We start from the raw sequence: 18109 nt of genomic DNA on the forward strand, positions 1-18109 counted from the left end.
GCCTTCATACTCTTTCAAATTTCAGGAACATACGGTTAAAAAAATGGGCTGAGATCATTGCCGGCAAAGAGAATCCGCAGATAAAAAGCAGCAGAAACCATTGGGGGAACAGAGACAGGAAAACCACAGGCAGCACAAGAGCCATCATAATTGCAACCGTATACGGAATATGATAAAAGGCCAGCACAAAGGCATGTCTCAGGATCATTGCATTTGGCTCCTCAAACCGTGCCAGGACAGCAAATGCATAAACCAGGACGATCGTAATTGTCAGGTTCAGAACACCCCATGCGCAGATACCTGCCTTGGGGAATGTCAGCCCGCTGGTCCCTATCATTCTCACACTGATGAGATTTATTATAATCCAACCCAGCATGAAAATCCAGATAGATGAGGCCTGTTTTAAATTAAGGGAAAACGCCCTGAAAAAATCCTTCAGGATGTATCCCTCCTCCCCCCTGTCGATCTTCATGGAAACATAATTCATGGCTGTAACTGCCGCCCCGGCAGTTACAACCGGAAGTGAAAACAAAATCGTGATCAGATTCAGTTTGATCATCATCCCCGTCCGTTCCAACAAAGTGGTCAGGTATCCATTGGCACCAAATATAGCGTTCATACACATCCCCCTCCTGTATGTGCTTACCCTTACAGAATCTGGCAGAATTCTATCATTTCCCCTGTGGGGCTTTCCAGCTTAAAATACCGTATCCCCTTTTTCCAAAAGGTTTCAATCTGCTCAATGCCGTTGGTGCAGATCTGATAGCCCTGTTCCAGCGCTGTCTTATAATCCGCTTCTATATCATGGGACACAAAGGACAGGTGGTCGATCTTTCCCGCCGCCGATCCCGCCACAGGACGGCATGGCTGGTACATCTCATAGACCGTGTACCCATTGTCCAGGAAACATACCTTTTCCCCGGCCGGGGTGAGAAAACTGCCCGTCTCCCTGAAGCCGAGACTTATATACCACTCCCTGTCCTTTTCCAGGTCGTTTGTCGCCAGCCCGATGTGTCCCTGTCTCCGGTTCTCCAATATCATTCCTTCATCCCCTTTGCCCAGGAAATATTTGTTGCCTTCAGGGTTCCGTCCGTGACAAACAGCTTCAATGCTTCGCCCGGCTTTGTATAAAATCTGGCATTTAGCGCAACCCCATCCACATACAGAGTGGCTATGGTGTCATCCACGATCATCCTGATGTGGTAGGTTCTGCCCGCTTCCAGCTTAATGGGGCGCAAAAGGCCCATATTCATGTGGGCGGGCCACTGCCAGTTGGGATTTTTTTCAAACTCATACCTGTTTTCCCCCACATGGAATATGTACTGATATCCTTCCTCCGTATCTTCATTTTCATAAAGCCGGATGCCGAAGGAGCGGGTCCCCTGCCCAAATTCCACGTCCGCCTCAAACCGGAACAGATCGCCTGTGTGTTCCGCTGCCGTGTACGTACTGCGCCTGGACGGCGAATCCATGATACAGTCCGCCACCGGTTCTGCTGTATTAAATACGTTCCACACCGGTTCCGGCACTTTGACTCCCAGTGTTCCGTCCTCTCTCTGATAGATCTCATGGGCCATAAAAGTGCCTGCCCATTCAAAATTCCCCCTGTCGTCACAGTTCTCCTTGGTAGGCACCCAGCCGAAAAGGATCCTCTGTCCATTCAGGCAGAATGTCCTTCCCGCATAATATGCCCTTCCGTCAAATGCATCATCCACCGGTGCGATCCATGGCCCGTGGATGCTCTTAGCCATCCTGTAAACGATCTTGTTCTTATCACTGTACTCGGAAATGATGTGGTACCACCAGTCACCGATCCGGAACAGATCCGGCATCTCATGCATGGTATACAGGTCCGGGGCCCAGAAATCTCCATGGAATTCCCAGTCCTTTAAATTCTTTGAGGTAAAATATACCGTCCTTCCGCTCTGTCTTGTCTTGGGCCCCATCTTCCTGGCACCCAGAATCAGGAGATACTCCTCCCGTTCCTGGTCGCGGATGACAAACGGGTCGCGCCAGTCATCCGGATCATACCCCTCCTGGGGTGTAAACGTAAGGGCTTCGTTTGTCTTGGTCCAGGTGACAAGATCCTGGCTGACCGCGTGCATCAGCACCTGGGAGGGCTTTCCTGCTTTTGGATAGTCCCTGTTGTAGCCGGTGTAAAAAATGTGGTACATGCCTTCCGCCTCAAACACACTTCCGGCAAAAATAAACTGATCCTGCTCCTCATCACTGCCCCTGGGAATGGCCACCCCCCTGTCCTCATAATGCACAAAATCCGAAGTGGTGCTCAGATCCCAGCCAAACGGCTCCCCAAAGGGGCAGGGCTTCCTGGTATCCCTCTGGTGGTAGAGATAGAACTGATCCCCATGTCCAAAGGGCATACAGTCTCCAAACCAGGTTCCCGGCAGCTGATAATATAATTTTGTCATAGTATAACATCCTCCTTTTTTCTATCGTGTACTCTTGGGATCTCCCGGTACTCAGACTTGTGTGCGACTGGCGGAAAATCAGCCGCAAAGACGGGTGCCGGGGAGACTCCGACACGCTCTAGCCCTTGACCGCTCCGGCAGTCATTCCCGCCAGCATGTATTTGCTGGTTAAAAAATATATGATAAATGTAGGTATGGTGATCAGGATAATGGCTGCAAAGGTGGGCCCCCAATCCGTGACCCCCATGTAGCCCACAAAATCGTTGATCCCCAGGGTCACGGTCTTCATATCACTGGACCGGATAAAGGTATTGGCCCATATAAAATCATTCCAGCAAAAAACAGCCTGCATGCTTCCCACGGTGAGCAGAGAGTTGGTGGACATAGGACACACGATCCTCACATAGCTCTGAAGAGGGGAACAGCCGTCAATAATGGCTGCCTCAATAATCTCATTGGGCATGAACTTGCTGAAGGAATAAAACAGCTGAATGGAGTAGGACAATGCAAATGCCACCTGGGGCAGTATGATGGCCGCATATGTGTTCAGCAGTCCCATCTTGCTGAAAATAGTAAAGAGGGGGATCAGCGCCACCTGACACGGAAGCATCAGCCCCAGCATAAAATAATTCAGCATGAATTGATTCCGTTTGAACTTGATCTTGGCCAGCGCAAACCCGGCCATTGAACTGATGACCAGAAGCACCGCCAGGGTGAATACCAGAATGATGATGCTGTTCTTAAAGTAGGTGACAATGGGGCTGACCTCCAGCACCCGTTTGTAATTGGCCAGCTGGAAGGAAGAGGGAAATGCATAGGACGGCAGTTTGCGGAAATCTTCCTGGGTTTTCAGACTGGATAAAAACACATAGAAAATAGGGTATACCTGAATGACCGCAAGGATAACGGCCGCCAGCCCTTTAAGAGGCGCAAAAACCATTTTTTTCTGACTTGTCTTCATCCCATCACTCCCTTTCCGCCGTCATTTTCCGAAATCCCAGGCCAATGACCAGACACAGGATCACAATGGCCATGGCCACCGCACTTCCGTATCCATAGCGCTGGCTGGTAAACGCCTGTTTGTACATGTAGGTGGACATCAGTTCAGAGGCATTGGACGGCCCTCCCTTTGTCAGCAGGAAGGAGACGTCAAAGGACCTCAGTGAGCCGTTTAATACCAGCAGGCAGTTAGCCACGATCACCGGCATGATATACGGGATCTTTACATAGATGAATTCCTGGACCACATTGGCTCCGTCCACAATGGCCGCCTCGGACAATTCCCCCGGTACGCCGATCAGGGCCGCATAAAAGATGACCATATAAAGCCCCAGATACTTATAAGCTTCTACAAAGGCCGCCACATAAAGGGCCAGTTTCCGGTTGGAGATCCACTCCATGTATAACAGGTCCGGATTGACGGCTCCCAGCACAGCGTTGATCACACCTGTTGGGGTAACGGAAAACAATTTGCTGAATATCTGGCAGATAGCCACGGACGAGATGACCACAGGCACATAGTACAGGGTCTGAAGCCCTGCCCTGAAATGGGTGATCCGCGTCAAAAAGATTGCAAACAGCAGGCCTCCGAACACCTGGATCACCACATCCACAACCGTATAGATCAGCGTATTCTTTACGCTCAGCCAGAACACCGGGTCCCCGGTCAGCAGATCCATATAATTCTTAAGCCCTGCAAATGTCATGGAACCCACACCGTTCCAGTCAAAAAAGCTGTAAAAACAGGCCCAGACTACTGATACCGCCACAAAAAGCGTGTACAGTATAAAAGCTGGAAGCAGGAAAGTAAAGATCACCTTTCTTTTTCCAAATGCGTTCTGCATGGTTCCTCCTTATCCCGGTCCGGAGGGGTATGGCCCTCCGGACCGTCCCACTACTTTGTTACATAGGTGTCTGCAGTTGCACAGTATTCGTCAGGCGTGATCTGGCCCTGAACCAGCAGCTGCTGTAGATCCACCAGCTTTGTGAGGGTGGCTGAATCCAGCTTGTCGTCCCAGGATACCCAGCTCTGCTTTGCATTTTCAAAGAACGGGTACACTTCCTTCATGATCGCACCTGCTGAATCCGGCACCGGATCATTAAAGGGCGAAAACACCTTGGCCTGGTCATAACAAAGACCGGTGAACTCATTGCAGAGATACTGGAAGAATTCTTCCATCACATCATCATAGGTCTGTTTATTAAAGGCATAGGCAAATCCTGCGTGAAGGGGGTACGTTGGTCTCCATGTTCTCCATGCCGTCCACGTCCGGCACCGGGAAAAATCCCAGCTGGCCATTGCCGTAAAGTTCATCTGCTTTTGCAATATCGCCTGAGCCTGAGTACATCATAGCGCCTGTCCCGCCATAGAACAGTTCTCCGTTGGCCGTATTGTCCGTGCTCAAAAAGCCCGGCTGGAAGTAGCCTTCTGTCCCCAGTGTATAGAGCAGGCCAGCCCCCGCCTTTGCCGCTTCATTTTTCTCAAAGCTGTCCTCCCCGGAGATATATCCTGTTATGAACCCGTCATGGGTCACCCTCCAGGGGGCAAAGGAGAGGTAGCGCATCAGCTGCCAGTTTTCCTTGCCGCCTACGATCAGGGGGATCTCTCCGTTATCCTTAAGGACCTTACACACATTCAGGAACTCATCCCAGGTCTTTGGCACCTCAAGCCCGTACTGACCAAAGGTATCCTTTCTGTAGGCAAAATACTCGGCATACAACGCGTTGGGCATAAGATACATCTGACCGTCTTTTGCATCCGTAAGGAAATCAATGATCGCCTGATTCATGGAGTCATATTTTCCGATTTTTTTCAGTTCCTCCCCTATATTCACCATGGCGTCAATTTCCTGGGCCGCTGCAGACAAGGAGCCATTGGCACAGCCGTAAATATCAGGAAGGGAATTGCTGTTGATGTAAAGCTGGAGCTTTGTAATATAATCCGCATCCGTGGGCACAAGTTCGATCTCACAATCCAGGCCCTTCTGCTGGCAGAAATCCTTGATCGCCTTGCCGTATATCATATTGGACTCCGAGGTCTCGGATCCTTTTAACAGGGCTGTGATCTTTTTTCTCTGGGAACCGGCCCCGGCTGTTTCCCCCAAACCGCCGGCTGTAGCGGACGATGAACCGCAGCCGGCAAGCAGGGAAGCTGCCGTCACCACTGCCGCCAATAAAGATATCATTCTTTTCTTTCTCATATAATTCTCCCTCTTATAATTAGTTTTTGCTTGTATCGGATCCGATCTCCTTTGATATACGAATTATACCATTGCCCATACCGGCCAACAATCTTAAATAAACACACAAATATGACTATTCAACACAATGGATGAATTAAAATAGAGGAACAAAGCAAAAAAGCACTGCCCGTCCCACCAGACCAGGCAATGCTTTTTCTATTACTATGATCCCCACCCGGGAACCATTTTTTTATTCAGCTTTTTCCCCAGCCATGATCATCATGATCTCATTGCTGCGGCTGACAAACTTTGTCATACGCTCAGGTGACAATGCACCGTGGCTTAAGCTGGCCAGATCATAGAGCTGCTCGCAGATCTTGCCTGTATTGTCCCCTTCCTTGTGGTTCAGCACATACTGTACCAGCGGATGGTTGGCATTGAGCACCAGTGTCTCTCCGGTTCCGCCAAACATTCCCATATCCATACCGCCCATGCTGTACATCTTCATCATATCCTGCATACGGCGGGTATCCTCTGACACGGTGATCATGGATGCCACTCCGGCATTCTTCATCTTCTCTACCTTGATGTCCAGCTTGTCGTTATCCAGGGCTTTCTTAAACAGCTCCGACAATTCCTCTGAAGTCTTCTTAAATTCCTCATCATCCTCCTTTACTTCCTCCTTAAAGGCAGCGTTTAAGTCCGTGTCAATACGCAGGAATTTAAGGCCTTCCTTCTTCTGTTCCACATGGCTGATAAAGGGGTTGTCAATGGCGGCCGGCATGATGACAGCGTCAATTCCTTCCTCCTTAAACATGTTGATATACTGGCTCTGCTCCTTCTCATTGGTCACATAAAACACTGTATTCTCATGCTTTTCCTTATTCTCATCCAGGCAGCCCTGAAGGGTGAGGTACTTGCCGTCCAGGTTCTTGTAGAGAATGAAATCTCCCATCTTCTCAGCAAACTTTTCATCCTTGATATATCCGAATTTGATGAAGGGCGCAATGTCGTCCCAGTACTTCTCATAGTTTTCACGGTCTGTCTTGCACATACCGGACAATTTGTCCGCCACCTTCTTGGTGATATAATCGGAAATCTTCTTTACAAAGCCATCGTTCTGCAGGGCGCTTCTGGATACGTTCAGAGGCAGGTCGGGACAATCGATCACACCCTTAAGCAGCATCAGGAACTCCGGGATCACTTCCTTTATATTGTCCGCAATAAACACCTGGCTGTTGTACAGCTTGATGGTTCCCTCCAGGCTGTCGTATTCCATGTTGATCTTTGGGAAATACAGGATTCCCTTTAAGTTGAAAGGATAATCCATGTTCAGGTGGATCCAGAACAGCGGCTCCTTGTAGTCCCTGAACACCTTGCGGTAAAAGCTCTTGTAATCCTCCTCGCTGCACTCGTTGGGATGTTTGTTCCACAGCGGATTGGTATCATTTAAAGCAACCGGACGTTTTAAGATCTTATATTTTTCCCTGGACGGTTCGATCTCAACTGTTTCCTTGGTCCCGTCCTCATATTCCTTTTCCTCAGTCTTTGCAGGTTCAATGACAGTCTCTATCACCTTGTCCCTGTCCGTGAGCTCGTCCTTCTCAATAGTCTCATACTGGGGTTCTGCCGTTTCATTATCCAGGAAAATGTTCACCGGCATAAATGCACAATATTTCTCAATGACTTCCCTGGCCCTGTACTCGTTGCAGAATTCCGTGCTGTCCTCGTTGAGATAAAGGGTGATGGTGGTTCCCACACTTGCCTTATCCCCTTCTTCCATCTCAAACTCGATTCCGCCCTCTGACTCCCAGTGGACAGCCTTTGCGTCCTTCTGCCAGGAAAGGGATTCGATACTTACCTTATCAGCCACCATGAACGCAGAATAAAAGCCCAGGCCAAAATGTCCGATGATCTGGTCCTCGTTAGCCTTATCCTTGTACTTGGACATAAAATCCTGCACGCCGGAAAACGCGATCTGGTTAATATACTTGTCGATCTCTTCCTCTGTCATGCCCAGACCATTGTCCGTGATCTTGATGGTCTTGTCCGTGGGGTTCACGGTGACCTGAATCTTATATTCCACATCCTCAGGTCTTTCATACTCTCCCATCAATTCCAGCTTTTTCAGTTTTGTAATAGCATCACAGCCGTTGCTGATCAGCTCCCTGTAAAAAATATCGTGGTCTGAGTACAGCCACTTTTTGATTACCGGGAAAATGTTCTCGCTCGTGATTGATAAACTGCCTTTCTTTGCCATCTTTCATCCGCCTCTTTCTTATATAATAATAGTTCTTGTAAATTCTGTATGCTTACTCACAAGGTACATTTTAGTACCTACTGAAGAAAATGTCAATAAAAAATTAGCACTCATTTTTATCGAGTGCTAATAATTTCATTTAAGCTTATACCGTTACCTGCTTTTCTTTTTTGCTCCGCATAACCTGCAAACTCAAAAGGCTTATCATTAAGATTACCCCTATCAGGTCCGTGACAGTCTCCGGAATAACTAAGCACAGGGAAGCCGCAATCGCCAATACCCGTTCCAACATTTTCATGGGCCCGATCCCGCATCCAATCAGCCCCATACTCAATCCGTAAGCCCCCACAAGGCAGGTAAGACCGGATTGGAAAAGCTCCAAGGGAGTCCCAATCCCCAACATGGCCGGACTATACACAAAGGTATAAGGTATAAGGAAAATAATAAAACTGTATTTAAACGCTGAAAGGCCAAGCTTCCACATATTGTCGTTCACAATCCCCGCGGCGGTGAAAGAAGACAGCGCTACAGGCGGAGTGATCATAGACAGATTGGCAAAATAAAATACAAAAAAGTGTGCTGCCAGAACAGGCACGCCCAGTTTAATAATACTGGGACACAGCAATGTGGCCGACATGATATAAGCCGCACTGGTAGGCATGCCCATGCCTAAAACAAGTGCCATGAGCATTGTGGCGATCAGAGCAAACAGCAGGTTGCTGCTGGCCAATGCATTGATCATGCTGGAAAAGCGGATCCCAAGGCCCGTGGCAGTGATCTGTCCAACGATAATGCCGGCCAGAGCACAGGGCATGGTAACAATAACAGCCTGTTTTCCGGTGGCCACCAAGGCTTTGATAAAGTCAAACAGCGTAATCCGTGTATCCTTGCGGATCATGCACAGGGCAATCAGCACAATTGTTGCATAGGTACAGCACCGCATCATAGAACCGCCCCGAATAATCAGCGCAACCAAAACCACCACGCTTAGAAGCAGATGGATGTCCTTCATAATCTCTTTCCGGTATGCCGCTGCCTCAATCTGAGGCTTGGCCAGCTTATTTTTCCTGGCGTACATGTCAACCAGAAAGTAAAGGGCTGCTAAAAAGATAAATGAAGGGATAATGGCTGCCAGCATGATATTGGAATAACTGATCCCCGTCATATCAACCATAATAAATGCCGCTGCTCCCATTACAGGAGGGATCAGCTGTCCTGCGGTTCCGCCAATGGCCAAAATACTCCCTGTAAAACGGTTCTCAAAGTTCTGCTGTTTCATTGGCTCATACATGATGGTTCCAATGGAAGCTACATTGCCCGGAGCACTGCCAGAAATCATGCCAAAAAGAGCGGAAGCCACGATTGTAGCTTTTCCCGCGCCTCCGTTGGCCTTACGGGTAAGCAGGGTAGAGATATTCACAAACAGTCTGCCTGCCGGTGTCGCTGTCAGGAACGCACCAAACAAAAGGAAATAAAACACAGTACCGCAGGCAGTGCTCACAGGTGAACCAAATACACCCGTAGTAGAGAATATCTGCACCTCCACAAATTTTGCAAGCGACATATTGGAATGCGCCAGCAGGCCCGGCATCATTTCCCCAAAAAATCCATAGCCGATAAAAATCAGTACAATGATGGTCAAAGCCAAATTCACGGCACGCCTGCTGCATTCAAGCATCAGAAGCAGCAGGGCTATGGCTGTAACATAGTCCATGGTGGTAAGGGGATCCACGTAGGCCATCCTGGTGTCATAGCGCGTACTGTTCATCACCATATAGACACAGCAGAAAAGAATGATTCCCACGAAGATATATTCATACCACTGGGGAAGATATTTCTCCCCCTTTGGAACCTTATATTTTTTGAAGGTTGGAAATGTAAGAAATACCAATCCCATAGCAAAACAGACATGGATGGGACGCATGATAAGGGCGCTATAGGAGCCTCTGACCACTACCCAAAGCTGGAACATGACCCAAACCAATGCCCAGATCGCTCCTGGATTACAGAACGCTTCTATGTATTTATTTTTTTTCTATAATTTAGTTTCTATACCCTTTCTTCAGTGTATTCAAGGCTTAGAACTATCATCCCAGGCCCCTTTTATCAGTCCAGTATCCCAGCTTCTTTGTAATATTTCTCAGCACCTGGATGGAGCGGAAGGCCCATACCAGCCAGATCACCGGCCTTTTCAGCTGTAAAACGCTGAAGGGCAGTGTGTCCCGCCTTCACATCATCCACATTTTCACACAATGCCTTTGCAATATCATATGCTACATCATCCGGCATGTCTGCGGTACAGAATAATGAGGAGGTAACTCCAAAAGTATCAATGGCGGCGTCCTGTCCTTTGAAGCAGTTGGCCGGCAAAGTCTCAGGACTGAATCCCTTTTCACCGGTAAATGTATCGATCATCTCCTGAGGGAACTGGATAAAGGTCATGTCAACAGTGGATGACAGTTCTGTCACGGCAGCATGGCCCTGGGTAATATTGTGACATACAAAATCCGTACGTCCATCTTTGATATTCTCCACACTGGTGCTCCAGTCCGCGTATTCTACCGTGCCGCCCCAGGAAATGATATCGTCAAAGGTCATGCCGTAATACTCCAGGATCATGGATGTAACGATATTGCCCATGTTCCCTGCAGGAAGCACGCTGATCTTTATGGGGGTGTGGTTGGCGGCCACCTCGGCCAGATCCGTCCAGCCGGCATCGGTGCGGACCAGCGCAATATAGTAGAACGTGTCTAAATAACCGGCAATGCCGCGAAGGCTGTCGTAAGCCTCTGTGTACAGGTTCTCACCGTTATAAGCCCATTTATTTGATAAGTTGTATCCGATCCCCATCTGGTAGGTGCCTGCTGCAACCTGAATGGGATTGGAAGTGGCGCCGCCCTCGGCTACGGCATTAATCATGGAACCGGCAGGCAGTCCCTTGGGGATTACCTCAGAAAATGTTGCACCGTAGGAGTACCAGGAAGTTCCGGTGCTTCCGGTAACAAGATCCAGGGTTACCGGATCACCGGATGGATTGCCGCTGCTTTCCCCTGCAGTCTCCCCCGATGCGCCGGTTGTACCGGCAGGCGCGGCTGTGTCCGCCTTCTTGCTGCTTGTGCAGCCAGCAGCTGAAATCATCATTGCCAATACTAAACCTAATGAAACTAATTTTTTCACTTTCATTTTCGTACCTCATCCTTTCATTTTTCACAATTGTTTTTTCATACTTAACGGATTACCACTAAATCCCGGACAAGCGTCCCTTCCCCAGGTTCCAGAAACATCTTTTCAGCATCAATATCCACTATTTCCGCACACGCCAGAATGGTTCTGCCATTTAAACGGCAGGCGCAGCGCCCGCAAATTGCCTGGCAGCAGGAGGAATGACGATAATAAGCCAGTGTATGATCCAGATTGGCATATATGTAATCCAGTACATCCATAACCTTCATACCCTGTACAACCGGAACCTCATAAACAGAAATGTCCTTGTTTCTTTTAATCTCTACCCTCATGACATCTCTCCTTTCAAAATCGTTTCAGCTATGCAATCCAGAACTGAAGGATAATTCCTGGTATCAAGGGGCAGATAGGTAGGGATAGGTACTTCCTTTTCATAGACCAGCTCTCCATCTTTCAGTTCTGCCAACCAGCTGAACAGAAAGTTTTCATTGTCTACCTGCTGCTCATCCATTCTCAGATGGCACCCCCGGCTTTCTTTGCGGTTCAGCGCAGAATAGATTCCAATTTCCGTACACAAAGCCAGATTCCGGATTATTACGGAATTAATCCATTCCAGGTTGTATTGATCAGCGCCAGGCGCCGCCAATTGATCCAGAGAAGCCCGCAGCTCTCGTATATGGTCATAAGCCAGCTGCAACCGCCTGCCATCACGGACAAATCCAAAACCTTCCTCGCTTATCTGTTCCAGTTTCTTCCAAGCCTCAATCGCACTGACCCCTTGGGATTTCTTTCTGGGCCCCACCAAAAATTCCTCTGCCTTATCCAGATTAGCAGGCTCAAGGTCAGCAGCATTCTTGGCGTAAACTGCCGCATTTTTTCCGGCTGTCAGCCCGTTAGCCAGCATTTCCGTCAGGCCGTCACCGCTTCGGAAAGCGCCGAACAAACCTCCGGTGACCTCTCCTGCCGCGTACAAGCCCGGAATATCCGTTTCAAACTTCTCATTGACAACAATGCCGCCCATGCTGTACTCGTTTCCAAAACCGCACATCAGCCGTTTGCCATTGGCGATCATGTCCTCAGCCAGCTGCTGAAGATCGATGTGGTGGTACTTATCCTTTCCATGCCACCAGTGTTGGTTTTCATAGAATGTCCTAAAACCATCCCGGATCTCCTCATCCGTATAAGCCGAATAATCCATGTAAAAACGGTTCCCATATGTATCCCATTTTTCATACATGCCGGGAGCATAAAAGGCACAATAGAGAAGTTTCTTGACCTTACTGTTGGAAGCATTCGTCTTAAATCTTGGCTCGGAGGAATAAGGAAGCTCCTTGCCATCCAAATCAGTGGCCTTGTGCCGCAACGGAAAGATGTTTGGCATAGTCATCTGAAAAGGAAGGATGGACCCCTTTGCGTAAAGGGGCTCCTGGATTGTGGGAATTGCCAGAAGAAACTCCATGTCCTTAACCTTAGCACCCGCTCTAAGGGCCATGGCGATTCCATCCCCTGTCATATCGCTGTTGGTATTCTTAAGCTCATAGGGCTGCCAGCCTCCGGTAGCCATAATGACCGACTTTGCCTGAAACTCAATGATCTCCCCGGTATAAACATTAAATCCAATAGCTCCACAGACCTTACCATCCCTGGTAAGCAGATCCGATACCATGATATCTTCATAAACAGGAATTTCCTTTTGGGATTCCAGCCCCCGCTTCAAAGCTCTGCCAAAGGCCACCCCTCCAGCCCGCCAACGGCATGCCTTGGGGGCGAACACAAAAGTACTCCCACACTCCTTTACCCAGTGAAGCAGCTCCTTTACAGCATAAGGACCGTCTTCCACAAACCTCTTTTGAAGCTCCTGGTTCCCCAAGCCAAAGGCGCAGGCCACCATTTTCTCAAACAGGCTTTCCGCCGTATACTCCTGATTGGCATCAGCTTCACCGCAGACATCCCTGGCCCCCTGGCCATCCACCCCAAAGCTGCCTCCCAGCATAATAGCATTGCCGTTTTTCCCCACTTTTCCTTTTGAGACAAGGACAACTTCTGCGCCTTCCCGGGAAGCCGTCACAGCGCTCATTACCCCTGCGCCTGAGCCTCCGATAACAAGGATATCGCTCTTAACCATGCTCCGTCCCATTTTATCCCTCCTTGTATTAACGTTTAGCCAAACGATAAGAATGGCGGTTCACCGTCATATTGATCATATAAGCAATCCCCTCCGCACTGTCAAAAAAGCTCTCATCAAGGGTTCCATCCATCCATTCCCTGGTGGCCTGACGTAAATGCTCGGTAAAATAACTGCGAAAAGTGGAAATCCCCTTTTCTGTCACGCCGCCTTTTGTTGCCCTGTGCTTCATATCCAGCTCCAGTTCATTCCGGTCCGACAACTGTACTGCCAGAGAAAAGGCTTCAAAGTTTGCGCCATGAAATCCCTGGGCCAATGTTTTATCAACCCCAACTGATACTATATAGCGCAGAATACCGTCATACCATGAAACAGACAGGCGGTACACAAATTCTCGAATATATTCAGGGGCATCCATCTCGCGGCAGGGATACATCCCTTGCCCCTCCAGTCCAGCATGTTTGCGGAACGCCGCGCGCCACACAGAGGCAATGTCCTGAATGGGAACCTGAAATCCCTTATCAGCTAAACCATCCGCAATTGCACAGACGCAGTCGGAAATAGTATAAGTAGTAATCTTACTGGAAAGACCACATAAACTCTGATCCTGATCCATTACAAAGCTCTGGCTGAATACATTGGAGAACTTAATGGCACGCGCTTCCCTGTCTTTTGGAAAGGGGCTGCCAAAGCATATAAAACCCGCGCCCAGCTTCTGCAAAGGAACCCCTTGTTTCTCTTTGACCATACTGGGCAGAAACTTTGCAACCAGAACATCCCCGCCCAGCAGATCCAGATACATTTGAGGCGCCGGGGTGGGACCAAAGGTATATATATCCGGCAGTCTCCAGTTTTCTTTACGCGCCTCTTCAAAATAGGGCTTTAGGGTTTCTTCCGCCACAAGGGGGATTACTTTGGGCGGGGTGGAAACAATCACAATGTCAGGCTTTTTTTCCCGAAGGAGTTCAAGCGCATTACCTGCCGAGACTTGGAACGGGACCTGCTTTTGCAGCTCTGATACTTTGTCCGGATTATTGCGTACCCCGAAAACATTGGTTTCCACCTTGTCTCCCAAAAGCAACCGGTAACCTGGCATCAAAAATTTTCCGATGTTCCCCATTCCAATGACCACAATGTTATAGTTGGGCTCCATCATCATATCCTCTTACCTCCTTATCATTTTGTTGTCATCTTAAAACATATCTAAATCTGCCTATAAATTCTCGATCACATGGAGTCTTAAACGCCCCGGGGGTGATAGCTGTAATGGGAACTGTCAGGTGAGCTGTTGTCAGCTCTATATGACAATATATCGTTTTGTCATATACTATAACCCTTAATGGTTCAGGTATATGGCTTGAAGGCTCCATGAAACCGGATCGCAACTATAATTTTAATAATTAAAATTCATAAGCAGGATATTTCCCTGTATTTTAATTTGTAAAAGCATTGTCTATGGTTAGATGAGCCAAATTTTAATAAATGAAATGATGTTTTAATATTTGACATTGTTATTATATCAGTGCACTTTGTACAAGTCAATATATTTGTATAATATATTTTATCATTTATTCACATACGAATAAATTGTATTTAATATGTTCAATGGTAATTATAGATTAAAATATAATTATTTATATTTATTTTTTAGTTATGTCTACTTCATACATTAATTTTGGGTATACAAAAAGGCTGGTTGATCACCAGCCTATATGCCCATATTCAGGGAATTTCTTTAATTGGTATGCAACATTCGCTCCTGCATCATATATTCGCAAGAACTTATCGATTCAGGCAATGTCATCAGCCGGGAAGAAAATCCCGGATTTTCCTGCTTTTGGAAGGATTTCTCAGTTTTCTCAGTGCTGCTGTCTCAATCTGCCGGATCCTCTCCCTGGTAACATTAAACCGTTTCCCCACCTCCTCCAGGGTCAGGGGATGGCCTGTCTCAAGACCGAACCTGAGGATAATGACCTCCCTTTCCCTGGGGTTCAGCCCCTGGAGCATGGCATCGATCTCTTCCCTGAGAAGAAAGCTTTCCGCCTTATCCTCTGTGGATGCATTGGCGTCATCCGCCACAAAATCCCCCAGATTGGATCCCTCCTCATCTCCCACGGGCGTTTCCAGGGAAACCGTGTCCCCGGAAGCCTGGATCAGCTCAATGACCCTCTTTTCCGGAAAGCCTACTTCCTCCGCCACCTCCTCCGTGGACGGCTCCCGTCCCAGCCGGACCGAAAGGCTCCGCTGGGCTCTTCTGATCTTGTTCACTGCCTCCACCATGTGCACCGGCAGGCGGATGGTCCTGGACTGGTCTGCCAGGGACCGCGTGATGGACTGTTTCACCCACCAGGTGGCATATGTGCTGAGACGGTATCCCTTGGCATAATCAAACTTTTCAACAGCTTTCATAAGGCCCAGGTTCCCCTCCTGGACCAGGTCCAGGAAACTCATCCCACGGCCCGTATACCGCTTGGCAATGCTCACCACCAGGCGCAGATTGGCCTCCACCAGCTTGCGGCCAGCCTCGGCATCTCCCTCTGATTTGCGCCTTGCAAGTTCTGTCTCCTCCTCCGGTGTCAGGAGGGAAATGGAGCCGATCTCTTTTAAGTATTCACGGATAGGATCTGCGGTGGATACTCCGTCCAGGATTTTCTCGGACTGGTATTCATCATACTCCTCTTCCCCATCCTCCCCGCTGCTGTCCATGTGGGCGCTGCCGCTGTCCGGATCATCCGTATCACTGTCCCTGAACCTCCACTTAAACTCTTCTCTCACCAGCCCCGTATTGTCAAGGGGCGTTTCATCATCCAGGAGAAGTTCACTGTCCGGGACTACTTCCTCCCCTTCCTCAGGTACCTGGATCTGGACACCCTTCAGCTCCAGTTTGCGGTAAACATCCTCCATCTCCTCCGGAGTTACCTGCTGGCCGGCAAATGCATCCAGCACCTCCGTCATCTCCAGGCGGTTCTCCTTTGCGGCGGCATTGCTGACCAGCTGTTCCAGTTTTTTAGACATTTCCATCTTATCCATATGCTGTCCTCCCCCTTCATATGGGACCTGCCTCTTCTCAAGTGCACACAATCTCATGGGAACGCATAAAATTCCTTACCGCGTTATCCCATTCCGTTTCAAGCGTCTTGTCCAGTGTAAAGAAATTCAGAGAAGTTCCCGTTACACAATATAATGCGCCGTCTTCGTACCGGATATTCAGATAAAGTCCCTGAATCTGTCCGCTTGCGATCCCTGTTCCGGATTTTCCTGCAAATTGCTCCACATCATGGGACGACAGACACAACACAATATGAAAGCTCCCCGGAAGCTTCTTTCCCTTGATCAGCGAAAAGCAGATAGGCTTAAGCATTTTCCACGAAGAAAAATCCCCAATTTGTTTCTCCTCCAGCTCTTCCTCCGAATAATACCCCTGTTTAATATGACCGTCAATGGTAAAGCTGTTGAAGGTGACAATGGTGATCTCTTTCACAAGAAAACCGTCAAAATCCTCTTTTACAAACAGCTTGGATGTAAATGCCCTGACATCTTCAACTTTTAATGCAACCATAACCTTCTCCTGCCCGCAGCACTGCTGCAGTTTTCCAAATTCTTACTCAATTATACAGTTTTTACCTATTAACGTCAAATGAAAACTGATACACATTTACATGCTTATCTTGTCTGTTTTTATCAAGAAAAACAGCTTCCCATGAGGCTTATCATGAAAAGCTGTCCTGCATATTGTCTCCAGCATCCCGATATGAAAATTCGTCCAGATATCACACATCCGGCCTAAAAATGCCGCCATATATAGTTATAGGGAAAACAGGGAAATGACAACTGACAAAACCAGCATATCCGGGATAATAAAGACAGAAAGACAAATCAGTAAAAACAGTTTAGCACATACGGTACGCCGTGAACAGAGTCTTCATACTGACTACACCGCGAAAGGAAGACGGACAGTTTCCCACCGCCTATACTCCCTTTCCCATCAGAAGGTCGAAAGAGCTCTGCTTTCCCTGCTGCAGATGATAGATCATTGCCTGGGCGGCCTTTTCGTAATCACTTTCCAGCAGCCACTTGGTGATCTCTATGTGCTCTTCCATAATATACTTTAAACGTGAGTTCCGGTTTCCGGTCATGTTACGCAGTCTTCTGGTCTGGTCCTGAAGCTGGTTCATGGTCCTTGTCAGATGGGCGTTACGGCACTGGTCCAGGATCATGTCATGCAAAATATAATCCAGCTTGAATTTGCCTTCCTCATCCTTGGTGTTCTCCAGGGATTTTTTGCAGTGGTCCATGTATTCCTTTAATTCGTCCTTTGAGATATCGCAGCCCCAGCGCCTGATGATATGGGGTTCGATCAGTTCCCTGACCTCATATACGTCCCGTACATCACTCATCACAATGTCAGTTACCCAAATACCCTTCTTTGGCATAAATTTCACCAGGTTTTCCTGTTCCAGCCTGCTGAGTGCTTCCCGTATGGGGGTATGGCTGGAGTCCACTTCCTGTACCAGCTCGATTTCATTCAACAGGGTTCCCGGTTTATACTGACATGTGATTATCTTTTCTTTTATGATCTGATACGCTTTATCTTTAAGGGTTTCCTTAGCCATATGTCTCAATCACTCTCCTTATAAAAATCACTGCCGGATCTGCAGCCAAAGGGCACCTCCGGCAAAACGCATGATAATTATTATAATACCACATAATCCCCCATCTTTGGCAGGTTTTTTTTATTTTTCGGCATTTTCGGATAAAACCATAACTTTAGACCGTTCCTTCAGATATGTTTTAGCTCAATTGCTGTATGGGCACCATAAATGCTTCCCGGTTCCATCCCATCCCCGGCGTTTTCTTGCGGGAACCGGTGCGGCCTTTTATCATATAATAGAATAAAAAGCCGGATATCCCCACATTATGTCCTACATGA

The 18109-nt window shown here is 48.1% G+C and carries 16 protein-coding genes; all 16 read right to left on the reverse strand.

The window, feature by feature from the left end; translation table 11 throughout:
- Positions 1 to 4: 4 nt before the first annotated feature.
- Entirely contained in the window at positions 5 to 619 is a 615-nt protein-coding gene (locus HMPREF9469_RS27220) for a YesL family protein (RefSeq protein WP_007869998.1), read from the reverse strand.
- Positions 620 to 648: 29 nt separating this feature from the next.
- The gene (locus HMPREF9469_RS27225) at positions 649 to 1041 is read right to left on the reverse strand and encodes a VOC family protein (RefSeq protein WP_007870001.1); all 393 of its coding nucleotides are present in this window, start codon (positions 1039 to 1041) and stop codon (positions 649 to 651) included.
- Positions 1038 to 2429, reverse strand: a complete 1392-nt coding sequence (locus HMPREF9469_RS27230; protein ID WP_007870004.1) for a glycoside hydrolase family 32 protein — start codon at positions 2427 to 2429, stop codon at positions 1038 to 1040. The genes HMPREF9469_RS27225 and HMPREF9469_RS27230 overlap by 4 nt, the downstream gene beginning before the upstream one ends.
- Positions 2430 to 2547: 118 nt before the next feature.
- A complete protein-coding gene (locus tag HMPREF9469_RS27235) occupies positions 2548 to 3390 on the reverse strand; it encodes a carbohydrate ABC transporter permease (protein WP_007870006.1) in 843 nt (280 codons plus the stop codon).
- Between the two features lie 4 nt (positions 3391 to 3394).
- Positions 3395 to 4273: a carbohydrate ABC transporter permease gene (locus tag HMPREF9469_RS27240; RefSeq protein WP_007870007.1), complete on the reverse strand. Its 879-nt coding sequence runs from the start codon at positions 4271 to 4273 to the stop codon at positions 3395 to 3397.
- Positions 4274 to 4323: 50 nt separating this feature from the next.
- Positions 4324 to 4608, reverse strand: coding sequence for a hypothetical protein (locus HMPREF9469_RS33180; protein WP_007870009.1), 285 nt, complete (start codon positions 4606 to 4608; stop codon positions 4324 to 4326).
- Between the two features lie 22 nt (positions 4609 to 4630).
- Positions 4631 to 5629 carry an ABC transporter substrate-binding protein gene (locus HMPREF9469_RS27245; protein WP_007870011.1) on the reverse strand — a complete coding sequence of 333 codons (999 nt, stop codon included), beginning with the start codon at positions 5627 to 5629 and terminating at the stop codon, positions 4631 to 4633.
- 232 nt (positions 5630 to 5861) lie between these two features.
- A complete protein-coding gene (htpG, locus tag HMPREF9469_RS27250) occupies positions 5862 to 7871 on the reverse strand; it encodes a molecular chaperone HtpG (RefSeq protein WP_007870013.1) in 2010 nt (669 codons plus the stop codon).
- A gap of 145 nt (positions 7872 to 8016) precedes the next feature.
- Entirely contained in the window at positions 8017 to 9855 is a 1839-nt protein-coding gene (locus HMPREF9469_RS27255; RefSeq protein ID WP_007870015.1) for a TRAP transporter permease, read from the reverse strand.
- Positions 9856 to 9977: 122 nt separating this feature from the next.
- Entirely contained in the window at positions 9978 to 11054 is a 1077-nt protein-coding gene (locus HMPREF9469_RS27260; RefSeq protein WP_007870017.1) for a TAXI family TRAP transporter solute-binding subunit, read from the reverse strand.
- A gap of 44 nt (positions 11055 to 11098) precedes the next feature.
- Entirely contained in the window at positions 11099 to 11386 is a 288-nt protein-coding gene (locus tag HMPREF9469_RS27265) for a 2Fe-2S iron-sulfur cluster-binding protein (RefSeq protein ID WP_007870019.1), read from the reverse strand.
- Positions 11383 to 13191 carry an FAD-binding protein gene (locus HMPREF9469_RS27270; protein ID WP_007870021.1) on the reverse strand — a complete coding sequence of 603 codons (1809 nt, stop codon included), beginning with the start codon at positions 13189 to 13191 and terminating at the stop codon, positions 11383 to 11385. The genes HMPREF9469_RS27265 and HMPREF9469_RS27270 overlap by 4 nt, the downstream gene beginning before the upstream one ends.
- A 16-nt stretch (positions 13192 to 13207) precedes the next feature.
- Positions 13208 to 14338 carry an NAD(P)-binding domain-containing protein gene (locus HMPREF9469_RS27275; RefSeq protein ID WP_007870022.1) on the reverse strand — a complete coding sequence of 377 codons (1131 nt, stop codon included), beginning with the start codon at positions 14336 to 14338 and terminating at the stop codon, positions 13208 to 13210.
- A 644-nt stretch (positions 14339 to 14982) separates the two neighbouring features.
- Positions 14983 to 16209 carry a sigma-70 family RNA polymerase sigma factor gene (locus HMPREF9469_RS27280; protein ID WP_007870023.1) on the reverse strand — a complete coding sequence of 409 codons (1227 nt, stop codon included), beginning with the start codon at positions 16207 to 16209 and terminating at the stop codon, positions 14983 to 14985.
- 37 nt (positions 16210 to 16246) lie between these two features.
- Positions 16247 to 16738, reverse strand: a complete 492-nt coding sequence (locus tag HMPREF9469_RS27285) for a DUF5721 family protein (protein WP_007870024.1) — start codon at positions 16736 to 16738, stop codon at positions 16247 to 16249.
- Between the two features lie 409 nt (positions 16739 to 17147).
- Positions 17148 to 17792: a GntR family transcriptional regulator gene (locus tag HMPREF9469_RS27290; RefSeq protein ID WP_040417501.1), complete on the reverse strand. Its 645-nt coding sequence runs from the start codon at positions 17790 to 17792 to the stop codon at positions 17148 to 17150.
- Positions 17793 to 18109: the final 317 nt, after the last annotated feature.

Source organism: [Clostridium] citroniae WAL-17108 (genome assembly GCF_000233455.1).
Taxonomy (GTDB): domain Bacteria; phylum Bacillota; class Clostridia; order Lachnospirales; family Lachnospiraceae; genus Enterocloster; species Enterocloster citroniae.